This is a genomic window from Streptomyces sp. NBC_00057, assembly GCF_045041165.1.
In the GTDB taxonomy this organism is placed as follows: Bacteria; Actinomycetota; Actinomycetes; order Streptomycetales; family Streptomycetaceae; genus Streptomyces.
In genome coordinates this window covers 8,637,328-8,650,517 of sequence record NZ_CP108256.1, presented here as the reverse complement: position 1 = coordinate 8,650,517, position 13,190 = coordinate 8,637,328, and the positions used below count along the sequence as shown (strand labels likewise).

General features: G+C 68.1%; 9 protein-coding genes and 4 pseudogenes. 5 read left to right on the top strand and 8 right to left on the bottom strand.

The features are described from left to right. Positions 1-59 precede the first annotated feature (59 nt). The 4 genes and pseudogenes from OG953_RS40710 to OG953_RS40695 form a co-directional block, all read right to left on the bottom strand. The gene (locus tag OG953_RS40710; protein WP_405690908.1) at positions 60-1,088 is read right to left on the bottom strand and encodes an alpha/beta hydrolase; all 1,029 of its coding nucleotides are present in this window, start codon (positions 1,086-1,088) and stop codon (positions 60-62) included. A gap of 55 nt (positions 1,089-1,143) precedes the next feature. Continuing rightward, on the bottom strand, positions 1,144-2,760 hold the full coding sequence (locus OG953_RS40705; RefSeq protein ID WP_405690906.1) for a phosphodiester glycosidase family protein: 1,617 nt from the start codon (positions 2,758-2,760) through the stop codon (positions 1,144-1,146). 88 nt (positions 2,761-2,848) lie between these two features. Beyond that, positions 2,849-3,336: pseudogene (locus OG953_RS40700) on the bottom strand (IS5 family transposase); the annotation flags it as partial. After that, positions 3,278-3,832 (bottom strand): annotated as a pseudogene (locus tag OG953_RS40695) (LUD domain-containing protein); the annotation flags it as partial. The pseudogenes OG953_RS40695 and OG953_RS40700, both read right to left, overlap by 59 nt. Before the next feature lie 335 nt (positions 3,833-4,167). On the opposite strand from OG953_RS40695, the pseudogene OG953_RS40690 reads away from it, so the two are divergent. After that, positions 4,168-4,350: pseudogene (locus OG953_RS40690) on the top strand (IS5/IS1182 family transposase); the annotation flags it as partial. A 106-nt stretch (positions 4,351-4,456) separates the two neighbouring features. Continuing rightward, entirely contained in the window at positions 4,457-4,723 is a 267-nt protein-coding gene (locus tag OG953_RS40685) for a hypothetical protein (protein WP_405692502.1), read from the top strand. A gap of 71 nt (positions 4,724-4,794) precedes the next feature. Here OG953_RS40685 and OG953_RS40680 read toward each other — a convergent pair whose 3' ends face one another. Next, complete coding sequence (locus OG953_RS40680) at positions 4,795-5,781, bottom strand: class I SAM-dependent methyltransferase (RefSeq protein WP_405690904.1); 987 nt, start codon at positions 5,779-5,781, stop codon at positions 4,795-4,797. 492 nt (positions 5,782-6,273) lie between these two features. On the opposite strand from OG953_RS40680, the gene OG953_RS40675 reads away from it, so the two are divergent. The 3 genes and pseudogenes from OG953_RS40675 (at position 6,274) to OG953_RS40665 (ending at position 8,576) form a co-directional block, all read left to right on the top strand. After that, on the top strand, positions 6,274-6,423 hold the full coding sequence (locus tag OG953_RS40675; protein ID WP_405690902.1) for a hypothetical protein: 150 nt from the start codon (positions 6,274-6,276) through the stop codon (positions 6,421-6,423). A 638-nt stretch (positions 6,424-7,061) separates the two neighbouring features. Then, positions 7,062-8,057 (top strand): annotated as a pseudogene (locus OG953_RS40670) (reverse transcriptase domain-containing protein); the annotation flags it as partial. Between the two features lie 33 nt (positions 8,058-8,090). Next, positions 8,091-8,576, top strand: coding sequence for a group II intron maturase-specific domain-containing protein (locus OG953_RS40665; protein WP_405692371.1), 486 nt, complete (start codon positions 8,091-8,093; stop codon positions 8,574-8,576). Between the two features lie 365 nt (positions 8,577-8,941). Here the strand turns inward: OG953_RS40665 and OG953_RS40660 are convergent, their stop codons facing one another. The 3 genes from OG953_RS40660 to OG953_RS40650 form a co-directional block, all read right to left on the bottom strand. Beyond that, the gene (locus tag OG953_RS40660) at positions 8,942-11,347 is read right to left on the bottom strand and encodes an Ig domain-containing protein (protein ID WP_405690901.1); all 2,406 of its coding nucleotides are present in this window, start codon (positions 11,345-11,347) and stop codon (positions 8,942-8,944) included. Positions 11,348-11,424: 77 nt separating this feature from the next. Further along, positions 11,425-12,744 carry a Gfo/Idh/MocA family protein gene (locus OG953_RS40655; protein ID WP_405690899.1) on the bottom strand — a complete coding sequence of 440 codons (1,320 nt, stop codon included), beginning with the start codon at positions 12,742-12,744 and terminating at the stop codon, positions 11,425-11,427. Continuing rightward, on the bottom strand, positions 12,741-13,160 hold the full coding sequence (locus OG953_RS40650) for a carbohydrate ABC transporter permease (protein ID WP_405690897.1): 420 nt from the start codon (positions 13,158-13,160) through the stop codon (positions 12,741-12,743). The genes OG953_RS40655 and OG953_RS40650 overlap by 4 nt, the downstream gene beginning before the upstream one ends. Positions 13,161-13,190: the final 30 nt, after the last annotated feature.

The following is a 13,190-nucleotide window of genomic DNA, read 5'->3' as shown; positions in this document are numbered from 1 at the left end:
ACACGGCTTGCCATGGCGCGGCAGGGATGCCCGGGCGGATGCTCTCGGCACATGGCAGTTCAGCCGTCGACCCGCAAGGCCTGCAGCAGCATCGGCAGCGAGGAGTGCAACTCACGCTGCCAGTACGCCCAGCCGTGGGTCCCGGGTCCGTAGAAGTTGGTCTTCACGTGCTTCGCACCCCTGCGTTCGAGCTCGCTCGCAAGGGCCTGGTTCTGCCTGTTGAAGTCCGTTTCGAGCGCGCTCGTGCTGCCCGGCGGGTCCAAGGGGCCGGTGGTGCCGTCACCGCACGACAGGTAGACGGGGATCGACCTGAGGCGCTCGGCCAGGTGGAACGGGTCGTGGGCCGCCCAGATGTCACGTTGCGCAACCGGGTCGCCCCAGACCCTCAGCGGGTCGTTGCCCTGACCGGCGAAGAACCCCATGATGCGGTTCACCGACTCGTCGTTGAGCAGCGGGTGCACAGAGCCGGAGTACGCCGCGGCCGCCTTGAACATCCCGGGGTGCCGGGCGGCATACAGCAGGGCGCCCTGGCCGCCCATCGAAAGCCCCGCCACTACGCGGTTCCTGCTCGCCCCCCAATCGTGCTCGAGGAGGAGGCGCAGCTCCTTGGTGTGGAAGGTCTCCCACGCCGGGTCACCGCCCTGGCCGTAGTTCCACCAGTCGCTGTACCAGCCGTTCCAGCCGGCCTCCGGCATGACCACGAGGACGTCGCGCAGGCTGTCGGTCCGCGCGACGTCGGTCCGACTGGTCCACGACGTGTAGTCCCCGCAGCAGCCGTGCAGCAGCCAGAGGGTCGGCCAGTGCCGGCTCCGGTCGCCCGGGTCCCAGCCACCGGGCGTGAGCAGACGCACGTTCACCGTCCGGCCGCCGAGAGCCGGTGAACGGACCGCCAAGTCGACCTGCCGGTCGGCGACCTGGGTTACCGCGACGACCTCGGCACCCCGGGACGAGGGCCCGAACCCGCCCGCTTCCCCGGCGGGTGACACCGTCGACGCGGTGGCCGGCGCCGGCGGGGTGGACGCCAGGGTGAGCAACAGCGCGGCAAGGACGAGCAGGAGGCGGGCTCGGCGGATCGGGATGTCGGTCATGGCGGCTCCTGGCGGTTGGTGGTCGCCGGCTCGGGCGTTCTCGGACCGGGCTGGGTCAGCCCCGGTCGGGCAGGATCAGCAGTGCGTCCCCGACGGGGCGTTCACCGGCCGCGTCGGACGGGTCGTTGATCACCTCTCCGTCCACCACCATCGTGGTCGACCCGCCGCCGTCAAGATTGACCGCGTCGCGCAGGCCGAGTGCCCGGGCGACGGCGGCGCTCTCGGGGATACTCAGCCCGAGCGCGTCCGTGCTGCGTCCGTCGGCCGTGACCAGTACGGTCCTGCCGGCGGCGTCCACCCCGGCCAGCGTGCGTGGATTGCGCTTGTGCATCCAGCCGTAGTAGAAGCTCGCGTTGCCGGGCTGCACCATCCCGTCGGTTGCAGGCGTGACGTGCAGGCGCCCGTCGCGGACCAGTTCGGGACCACCGTTGAGGATGCTGGTCGCCGGTGACGGAGAGACCTTGCGGCCGCTGCCGTCCCGCAACGTCCTCTCGACGCGCAGGGGCCGGCCGACCTGCGCCAGGGCGGCCAGGGCGGCGACGCGGGTGCCGGTCGCCTGCACGGAGCTGCCGCCGGCCGGCAGCGGTCCGCCGCGTGGTGAGCGCATCTCCAGGACCCGTCCGCGGGTGTCCAGTACGGCCTCGAGGCCGTCGCCCCGCGGCGTCTGCCGACCGTATTCAGGCGTGAAGGCGACGAGCTCGTCGCGGTCGGTGCAGGTCACGTCGTGCAGGGGCAGCGAGGTCGGCGTGTCGTCGACGGTGCCGCCGCAGTTCCTGATCAAGCCCGGTACACGGTCGATGCCGTCCAGGGGTTGCGACGCGTTCCGGCCGACGACCCGCCCCTTCCAGGTGAGCCGGGCGACCCCGCTGTGCCGGCCGGAGTCGCGCATCACCAGGCCGGGGCGCCCGTTCACAGGCTCGCTCAGCAGCCGGCCGTCGTAGACGCCGACGCCGGCCGGGTCGCCCGGTGCTCCGGCTCGCGGGTCGAGGACGAAGAACCCGGCGTTGACCGCTGCAGTCGCGCCGGCCGCGGCCGCCAGCTCACTGGTCTTCTCGCGGTTCTCCAGATCGGGACCGTACGACGCCTTGAGCTCGCCGCGGAACCGGTCCGGGTCGATGGTGAGCACGTCGATCCGCCACGGGCCACGGTCCGCGGGGTTGCCGTCCCAACCGGTGTATACGGCGGACCCGGCGTACCCGGCCCCTCTCAGCCGGGTGAGCTCGGCCGTCGCGGCGGACTGCGAGTCGAACTGCCCGACCCGGACCCGCCACCCAAGCGTTCCACCGGCGTAGTCGGCGACGGCCGGAGTCGTGACTTCCTCGACCCGGGCGTCGAAGCCGTCCCCCTGCACCTCGGCAGTCAGCTCGTCGGCGCTCGCCCGGTCCTTCAGCGCCGTCGGCGGCGCGTCGGGGTCCGGCGAGGTGGCACCGCCGGGTATGGCAACCTCAACCGTCCACGCAAGCGCCGGGGCATCGGCACCGCGCACGATCCGCGTGAGGGTGACACCTGGCTGCAGCGTCCGCGTGCTGCGGGTCTCGGTCAAGCCGACGGCGCCCAGCGGCAGGGCACGCGTCGGCCCCGGACGCGGCTCGGAGGAGGCAGGCGTCGGCGAGGCGCCCACCACAGCCAAGAGGGCCAGGACCGTACACGCGCCGAGCAACTTACTGTTCACGTAACCCCCTTGGGAAGATCGGCCCAGCAACGGTGCGTGCGGCAGCGACCACCAGTCAAGCCGTGTGCACGTCAATCTCCGAACTGCTTGGCGTGACCAGCAGGTCCAACGGGCGTCGAGGGCCCTCACCGGCCAGGTAAATCCTCGTCGTCAGCCCGCCCCGGGAGCACCCCAGGGCCTCATCCGGGCGGTGCCACGCGGGGTGCGTCCGCTTGCCTGGGACTCGCGGGCAACGCTCGCGGGCACCAGCCGCATGCTGGTGAGCACGGCAGACGGTCGAATCCACACCGCCCATGGACGAGTCGATCCGTCCCTCCGCATCGGCATTGGCCGGCAAGGCCCGCAGCCATCCCAGGTCCCGTCCGCGGACCACCTGCGATGGCTGTCATACACCGTCTGTCGCTTCCCGAACCGGGACGGCAGATCCTGCCACGGAACACCCGTCCGCAGCCGGTACAGGATCCCGTTGATCGCCCTCCGGTGACACTTCCACCGCTCACCCCGCCCGACGATTCTCGGCAGGTTGCGGCGTGATGATCGCGCCGATCGGGCCGGAACAGGCCGAGCCGTAGGCATGGCCACCGATGCGCTCATAGACCGGGCAGACGTTCAGGCAGGCCTAGCAGCGGATGCAGCCGAGCGCCTGGCATCCCACGGTGTCCGCCGGCGTCGCGGTGCGGCCGTTGTCCAGCAGCACCAGGTGGAACTCCTGTGGCGCGTCGCCCGGCGTGACGCCGCGCCAGGTGGAGGTGTACGGGTTCATGCGCTCACCGGTCGAGGAACGCGGCAGCAGTTGCAGGTAAGCCTCCAGATCGGACCAGGCCGGGAGGACCCTCTCGATGCCCGTCACGGTGATCAGCGTCTGCGGCAGGGGTAGAGACATCCGCCCGTTGCTGCGCAGATGCAGACGGGCAGCCACAGCCAGGTCCGCCGGGCAGTCGGTCAGCCCCTCGGGAGCCGGGCGGCCGTAAGCGGCCATCTGCCGGGTGAAAATCTCCTTGCTCTCCGAGCGGTTGCGGTGGATGGCGGGGACCAGGGTGTGCGAGGGACGGTCGTCACCGAGCTGCACGATGGCTGGCAGTGGGTGTCCTTGAACGAATGCCGGGCCGGAGCACGGTGGCGGCTCCGAAGAGGTGGACGTTCCAGGTGCCGCCGCCTCCGGCGCCCCGCGGCGAAGACGTCGGCCCTGCCGTCGACGTCGCGTGATCAGCGATCACCGAAACTCAAGGATTCGCAACCATGCACGAGGTCGTCAGGGCTCGCAGAGAATCAACATGCGGGTTTGATCTCCCTCGGGGGCCGGCCCCGCCTGTACCCAAGAATATTCGACGGTTTCCGGCAACTGCTGTTCAGCTACCGTCTCGGGCACCGAAAGCCCGACGCGGCGGCCTTCGACGCCGCCTCGACGAACGCCGGGGCGGTGAGCGACTCCGCGCGCGAGGCGCGGGCGCCAAGGACAAGCTCTCCGACGCCGACCGGATCCTGGCCGCCGTCCTGTGCCTGCGAGAGATCGGCACCCATGCCCTGCTCGCCCGGCTCTTCGGCGTCACCGGAAGCACGCTCGCGCGGGCCGTCCAAGAGGTGCGGCCCCGGCCAGGAGGCTGGCTCAGAAGCCGCCGCCGCGATCGTCGCCGAGCAGCCCGGGTGCCCGGACGGACTAGACACCTTTCTGCTCCGCGATCCGGAGCTGACGGGCATGGCCATCCCGCAACTGGACGCTCTGGTCAACTCGTCGTCGCTGCCGGCAAATCCCGTGGCGGCCCGCGGTCCGGATTTCGTCCAGCAGGACGGTGAGGTCGGCCTCCGTGGTGTCCGGGTGGAGGATGCAAGCACGAAGGGCTGCCTCGCCGGAGAGTCAGGTTCCGGTGTTGAAGGCGCGCCCTCGATGTTGCACGGCGGCCGGGACTGCGGCTGGTTCAGCGCTTCTCTCGTGCCGGCGTCGAGTGCTGTGGACCGACGGTGATCGCGGCCAGTACCTCCCGGTCTCCGTACCGGCGCCGGCCACCACCCTGGGCGCTTCGGCGCCCCCGGCGGCTACGCCCTGCGCGTCACCTTCTGCACCAGCCGGGCAAGACCGGAGGATCCGCCGCTGGGCTCGGCCTCGTTCAGCGCCTTCTCCAGCTGGGCGAAGTGGTCCTTACGCGTCCGGCTCAGGTATTCGTTCGAGATCAGCGGCTTGGCTATCTTCCAGGCGCGGGGGTGGTCACCCTCGTAGTGGGCAACATAGGCCTTGGCGAATTCGACCACGTCCTTGAACGGGATCCCGTCGGTGTGGTCCCGGTCGACGACATCCTGGACAGCAGACATCAGCTTCAGCTTCTCGTCGGTGTCGAAGGCGTCCTCGGCTATGGCCTGCAGCACGTCCTGCGGGATCGGCTTGACCACCTCGAAGGCCAGAGTGGAGCGGATAGGCGGCCCCGCGATCTCGATGTACGGCAGCAGCAGACCCGTGCTGTAGTGCAGCCACGGCAGCCGGGGGCTGGCGAAGTCCTGGTGCAGCAGCACGGAGCCCGGCTCCAGACGGGGCAGGAAGCGCTCGGCCACACAGCGGAAGACCCGCGCCGTCTTCGCGATGTCGACGTGCAGGAACTCGATGGGGCTGTGGTCTTCGGGGTCGGAGGTCTGCCAGATGTCGCCGGGGTGCAGGTCGATGAAGTCGATGAATGGCTTCAGCTTGTCCTTGAAGTCGTCGAGGAAGGAGTTGGTGTCCTCGGGCGCGACCCCGGCCGAGAAGAATTTCTCGGAGGCGAAGGTGCCCTTCCCGACCCGGAAGAAGTCGTACGCGTGCAGCTTGTTGGTCTTCTTGTCGAAGTCCGGGTTCTCCTTCAGACCGAGTGCGAGCGCGTACGTCGATCCCCCGCCGCCCGACCCGAGCTCGATCACCTTGCCCTCTCCAGTCAGCCGATGGCGTCCCAACAGGTAGAGGAAGCGCAATTCCCATGCGCTCACCTGGGAGTAAGGGATCGCGTCCGGAAGTTCGACGTCGTCGAGCTGGAGGTAGAGCTTGCTGAGGGGCGCCACGGGTACCTCGCGGTTTCAGTCGGATGGACGGGTCGCGATATTAACGTCGTGCGCCGGGGATCCGTCGGCGTAAACCGGCGATGGATTCGAGGATTTCCCCGGCCGTCACACCCCGGATGAAAGGTGTTGGGCCGACGTTCCCCATCTGGATCCGAGCGCGGATGATCCCGGCTTCGAGTGACCGCGTGGCGAACGCCGTACTCACGCACCACGGCAGCCCGTGCACGAGCTGCCCACCGCCCCTGACCAGGCATTACCTGTCGCGTCCCCGATCGCCGACCACAACCAGGGGGCAACCCCTGGGGAACCGGGAGTTGTATCCGCCCAGGTCCTGGACGGAGGACGCCGACCCCTGCAAAGCCGCCCGGGTTCCCGAGGAACGGACCTTCGCGACCAAGGGCGAACTGGCCACCGCGCGTTTACCACTGCGCCGCCGCCAAGCTGCCGGCCGACATCGTCTTCGCTCCGGATCCGCCCACCCATGACCAGTGGATGTCTGCCCGCCGCAGCCTGAGCCCGCCCGAGGAGATCGCCTACTACCTGGCCGATGCGCCGGTGGGGACGAGCGTTGCCGAACTGGTCCGCACCGCCGGGCCTCGCTGGGCAATCGAGGAATGCTTCGTGCGACACGAGGCTGCTTGAGCTGAGTGAACTCACTGAGAGGAGGTTCCGCTGAGGAAGGTGTAGTTCCGGGCCAGTGTTCAGGGCCTGTCCCCGCCCCGGCGTGCGTTCCTGGTAACGGGAGGGTGCGAAGCCCGGGGGAAAAGCCCAAGGACTCCCGTTCCATCCGGGAGTGACAGGCAAGGGGAATGAGTGGACGGGTGAATGCGAATGAATCCTTGGCTATGCCTCGTAACTTCGACCCCTGCCGATGGGATGTGTCAGCGGGGTACAGGACTGGTCGTTGAGAAGCGACAGGCGCCGGCTGGAGAGAAGCAGTCAGCCGGGAGAACACCGCCGTCCCGGGGTAGAGAGGGCACCCACCCCACTCGCATCTCGCTCATGCAGAACGTGGAAACCCCGCAGGGGTCCTGTTGCCATCACGCAACGGGTAGGCCGACCGCAAGGAAAGCTCAAATCCCCGACGGGAACAGGATGCCGGTAGCCGAAAGGCAGCAGGAAACCGGGACAGCTTAACTGGCCACTCCGGCCGGTTGTCCCGCATAACTGGCCGGATAAGGCCCAGGTGGCCCGGCCCGAAAGGGTGCTGACGTGGGTCAGGTGAGCCTGCGAAGAGAGCGATGACAAGGATGACGGAACTGAAGGACACGTGAGACACCGTGCCGCCGAGCGGCCCGGCGAACGGACCGGAAGACGAACTACTCGAATGGCATGCGATCGACTGGGATGCCGCCGAGGAGAACGTACGTCGTCTGCGCCAGCGCATCTTCGCGGCGTCGCAGGCAGGGGACCTGAAGAGGGTCCGCAACTTGCAGAAACTGATGCTCCGAAGCCGCAGTATCACGCTGGTCAGCGTGCGACGGGTGACGGAGATCAACGCTGGCCGCCGGACGGCGGGCAGCGACGGCAGAGTCGTGCTCACAGCCCCAGGAAAAGCCGAACTGGCCACCTGGGTCCAGCACAGCTCAGCTCCGTGGAAACCCAAGCCCGCCCGGCGCGTCTACATTCCGAAGAGCAACGGAAAGCGGCGTCCCCTCGGGATTCCCGTCATCATTGAAAGAGTCCTGCAAGCCAAGACGGTCAACGCGCTGGAACCCGAATGGGAAGCCCGGTTCGAGCCGAAGTCCTATGGGTTCAGACCGGGCAGGGGCTGTCAGGATGCGATCCAGGCGATATTCACGGTCGCGCACGGGAAGACCCCGAAGCGGAAGTGGGTACTGGATGCAGACCTGGCAGCGGCATTCGACCGCATCGATCACGGTCACCTCATCGAGATGCCGGGAACCTTTCCTGCGACGGAAATGGTCACCCGATGACTGAAAGCCGGAGTCATCGAGAAGGAGTGCTTCACCGTCGCCGAAAAAGGAACACCTCAAGGCGGCGTGATCAGTCCCCTTCTGCTCAACATTGCTCTCCATGGAATGGAAGAGGCTGCCGGAGTCCGCTACTTCACTGGCGGATCACATGCCGGTGAAACAAGACCGGGCTCGCCGGTGCTGATCAGATACGCCGACGACCTGCTTGTCTTCGCTCATTCCAGAGCCGAGGCCGAGCAGATCCAGGCGCGACTGGCCACCTGGCTGAAACCCAGAGGTCTGGTCTTCAACGAGGAAAAGACGAGCATCGTCCACCTCAACGAGGGCTGCGATTTCCTGGGCTTCAACATCCGCCGCTACCGCGGCGGGACGGTGCTTCTGATCAAGCCCAGCACGGCAGCCGTGCGACGCATCCGGAAACGGCTGGCCGCCGAGGTCAAGGCCCTGCGAGGGGCCAATGCCGAGGCGGTAATCCACAAGCTCAACCCGATCATCCGGGGATGGGCCGCCTATTACCGGAGCGCGGTGTCCAGCCGCATCTTCCATGCCCTGGACGCCTACGTGTGGAAGCTCGTCTACAAATGGGCAACCCACACGCACCCGAACAAGCCGAAGCACTGGGTCACCGCCCGCTACTTCGGCATGTTCAACAAGGCCAGGCGAGACTGGTGGGTCTTCGGCGACCGCAACAGCGGCCGCTACCTCGCCAAGTTCTCCTGGACGAAGATAGTCCGGCATCAGATGGTCAAGGGCAGGTCGTCCGTGGACGACCCAGCCCTTACCAACTACTGGGCCGGACGACGTCGCAAGCACAAGCCAGCACCTGCATACGCCTGCGAGCCATCAGGGCTTGCTTGAGCCGTGTGCTCGGACAACGGGCCCGCACGGTTCCAAGGAAGGACCGCCGCAGCAATGCGGCGGTCCTACCCGACCAGGCGGCGAAGAACGAGTGCGGTTGGGCGAGTACGAGGTCCGCCGCCATGTCGGCTGGTGCCGGCAGATCACCCTGGCGATGATGACCCCCCGCCTTCCTTGCCGCCATGGCCGCGGCAGCCACGGAGAGGTGGCAGCAGAAATGGTTCCTGCCCGCTCGCGCCCCTCACCATGACAGAAATCCGCAGGCTCTTGGCAGCTTGCCCTCCCAGCACTCGCACCAGCACCGCCGCGAACGCTCACGGAGCTGGTCACGCTGGCAAAGACGCCACCGCACGAGCGCCGGGGCATCAGGGACGCACGGTGATCTCGTAGTCGGCCTGGGCGTCGGGGAGGCCCGCCGCGTTGTAGGCCGTGATGGTGACATCGGACTCCCTGGCCCGGACCGGCTTCCCGGTGATGCCTCCGGTGTCCGGGTTCAGCCGGAGGCCTTCGGGAAGGGCGCCGGCGGTCACCGCGAACCGGACCGTGGCCGGAGTGTTCGTGGTCACCTTCGCCTCGTAGAGCTCGTGCATGTTTGCCGCCGGCAGAGGGCCGGCGTTCAGCCGGGGAGTCGGCACGGCGACGTCCTGGGCCGCACCGATCGGGTTCCCCCGCGCGTCGAGCTCCTGTAGCGACCACTCCTTGCCGGGCTTGACAACCGTCAGATGCCAGTTGGTGGACCGGTCGCGGAGGCGTGCCTTCTGCGCCTCGGTGAATGCGCCGAGGTTGCGCGCCGTCTCCCACTGCTTGATCGCGTCGAGCACCAGCTCACCGTGCTCGCCGTTCGCGGTGAGGCCGGCCACCGAACCCTGGAATCCGGCACCGGCGTTCAGCCCGGCACCACGCGCCAATACACTCTCTATGCTCAGCAAGCTCTCCGAGCCGCGCAGGCTGATCCAGCCCAGCATCCCCGGAAGGAAGTTGGCCCGGTAGAAGGCGTTGTTGATGAAGACCTGGTTCATGCTGGTCACGCCGACTTCGCCCCAGCTCGCCCGGGTGAGCGCGTCCCACGTGTTGGACGTCATCCGGCTCGTCTCGGTGATGAAGCCGTCCTTCGCCTGCGTCTTCTCATAAGTTCCGTTCACCAGCCGGGCTTGCCCGTAGGAACCCCAGCCGGACTCCGAAGCCGACTCCACGCCGTCGTAGGAGTTGGACATGATGCCCGTGTCGTTCCAGGCGGTGGCCAGGCGGGTGGAGATCTCCTCGATGATGCCGCGCCCGCCGATCGCGCCGCCGTAGCTGTTGGTGACGACACGGGCGGCGCGGTCGCCCGCAGCGTGGCTGGACGCGACAGAACCCCACTGGGCACGACGGAGTCCGGTCACCTGCCACTCGGCTCCGACCTGCTGGGCCGTCTCGTATGCGACGAACTCGTCGCCGATGCGCAGCAGACGGCCGTACACTCCGTCGGCAAACAGCCCGCCGGAGTTGAGGTACAGCGTGGTGTCGCCGGGCGACAGCGGACGGGTCAGCGAAGCGCGGCCTCCCGTCGCGAGCCGGTCGTCAGCCGGCGATGGTGAGACATAGCGGTCGTTGGTGCTGACGAAGTCCGAGATGCTGTGCACGCCGAGCCGGACCCCGTGGGCCTTGGCGATGTCCACCGCTGCCGCGGCCCCGGCGTCGCTGCCGCCCAAGCTGGAGTTGAACTGGTAGTGCCCCGTCGACTGCCACGGCCCGACTGCGTTGGGCAGGGAGTACATGTAGTCGATCCCGGCCGCCTTCGCGAAGCGGGCGGCAGCCGGGATGGTGTCGGTCCGCAGATCCCCGAGCACGAGGAAGGACTGGCTGCTGGCCTGGGCAGACTTCTGCCACTGACCGTTCTGCGTCGGGTACGGCAGGTTCTCCCCGGATGCGATGTTCGACAGCACGGTCGGCGTCAACTCGGGTGAGGCGCCGAAAAGCGCGATCTTGGAACCGGTGATTTGCCCGCTGTCGCCGGGCAGCGGGCCGACCGGGATCCGGTATCCGTTGCTGTTCTGTCGCTCGCGCTCCCGCGTGTAGTCGAAGGTGAAGGCCCGCACCACCGAACCCCACTCGGTCTTTCCCGCGGCGCTCCATTCTTCGTGGGGAGCCACCTGCAACCGGGAGGGATTGTGGTCGACCTCACTCTCCCAGCCGAACCGCTGGTACTCCTGGGGCCAGGCACCTTCGGTCCGGTCGGTCAGTGGCCTCAGCCCGATGGCGAACTCGTTGTCGCGGACCACGCCGACCGTTTCACCGACGGTCTGTGTGACGGACGTCGCCAGCGGGCCCCAGAGCAGCGTCTGCACATCCGCTCCGGCGGGGCCATTGACCTTCACCGCCTCGAGTGTGGCGTAGCCGGCCTTGTTCTCCACCTTCACCTCGACCCTGAAGCCGACCTTCTCATTGGTGAAGGTCAGGAGGCCGCGGTGGCTCCCGGAGCGGGTCACCTTGGTCGGTCGTTCCTGCCGACCGTTGATCACCAGGCTGACCAGCGATGCGGACTTGCCGCGTGCCAGGTAGTCGGTTCCGGTCCGGGAGTCCTTGAGGCCGATCACCGTCCCTGTGGAGTCCAGGTCGATGGTCAGGTATCCGGCTGAAACCTCTGTCGCAGCGTGCGTCACAGACGTTGCCCTCCGAAGGGACGTCATGCCAACGCCCTGTGCGCTGCTGGCCGGCACAGCCGTCGCGATGCCGATGGTCAGCGCCAGCGCGCCGGCCCCCGCTGCGGCGCTCCATGTGCGTGCATTCATGTTCTCCCTTTCCCGCCGCGGTCAGCGGCGTTGTGCCCGGGAGGTGGTCCTCCCGTGTCCTGGTGATGGGGTGCGGATCAGAGCTGTACAAGCTGCCCGGTGCGCCGGGACCACTCGGCGGCGAACACCACACGATGACTGTCGCGGCCCTCACGGACGCCGGTGAGCAGGAATTCGGGTCGGCCCTCGTGATGGGAACGAACGAACGCGGCCACCAGGCCGACGTCACCGCCTCCGTGACCTTCGGCGGCGGAAGCTCCACCGTCGTCGGTGTCGATGACGGTGCGCTCGTCGGTGGTGAAGTCGTAGATCTCGATCTGCCTGCCGTCGCCGGTGATCTGGCCGCGGGTGCCGAATATCTTGGTGTGGCGGTTCTCCTGCGGGGTGAACGCGGTGACGCTGAAGGAGGCGGTCACCCCGCCTTCGTACTGGAGATTGACCACCTGGTGGTCCATGACGTCGTTGTCGCTGCGGTACACGCACCGCCCGTACGGGCCCTCGGCGAGGGCCTGCTCCACGGCTTCCTCGGTGAGCTCATCGGCAACGATCCTGGTGAAGTACCGCCTGACGCCGCCTTCGCGCAGCCCGATCTGGTAGAGCTTGCGAGCCGAATACGCACATCCCGGCTCGACCGCACATGACACGCAGCGCTCCCCGGCGTCCTCGGGCGCGTTCTCGGGTCGGAAGTGGGTCAGCGCGCCGAAGGAGGAGACGGCCCTCACCGGACGGCCGACGATGTGGCCGATCCAGTCGATGTCGTGGCAGCACTTGGTGAGCAGCATGAAGCTGGAGGTCGCTTCACGCCGCCAGTTGCCGCGGACGTACGAGTGCGCGTAATGCCAGTAGCCGATGGGCTCCAGGTGCTGGACGCTGACGATGTCACCGATCCGGCCGGACTCGATCAGCCGCTTGAGCCGGACGGTGTACGGCGCGTAGCCCAGAACGTGGCAGACGGTGAGGGAGACCTGTGCATCCTCGGCGGCGGCCGCGATGCGGTCGACCTCCTCCACCGAGGTCGCCATGGGCTTCTCCAGCAGGATGTCGTAGCCACGCGCCGCGAACGCCTCGGCGGCTTCGAGGTGTTCGGCGTCCTGTACCGCGGTGATCACGGCGTCGGCGACCCGGGGGCCCGCGGCCATCGTCCGCCAGTCGTCGAAGCAGTGCGTTGCCGGGACGCCGTACCGGGCGGCGAGCCGGTCCCGGCGGCCGGCGCGCGGGTCGGCGAGCGCGGTGATGGTGACGGGGATGTCGCCCTCGGTGGCGAGTTGGGCGTACCCCGATCCGCGCGCGCCCGCACCGGCGAGGGTGAGCGGACGGCCGAGCAGTACGCCGTGGTGGTCGCGCAGGTTGGCGAACTCCATGGCGGTGGGCGTGGTGCTGTGGTGAGTCACGGTCATCCCTTGACGGCTCCTCCGGTGAGGCCCTTCACAAAGTGCTTCTCGAGGGCGACGTAGAAGATCAGTACGGGCAGGGCGGCGAGGAACATCAGCCCGAAGACCTGGCCGTAGTCCTGCTGGTGCTCGCCGATCGCCCGATAGACACCGACGGTGACGGTGGTGCCGCTGGCCGGACCGAGGATGATCAGCGGGTTGAGGAAGTCGTTCCAGATCCAGACGCCGAGGAAGATCAGCACACTGGCCGTCGCGGGTCGCAGCAGCGGGAGGACGACCTGCCAGAAGGTGCGCCAGCGCCCGGCTCCGTCCATCGCCGCGGACTCCTCCACCTGCGGCAGGATCATCAGGCCGGCGAGCAGCGCCAGCAGCGCGAGGCGCGCGAAACGGGAGCGGCTGCGGGACAGGTAGTGGCCGAGCATGGCCGAGACCAGGGTGAGGATGACGACGGA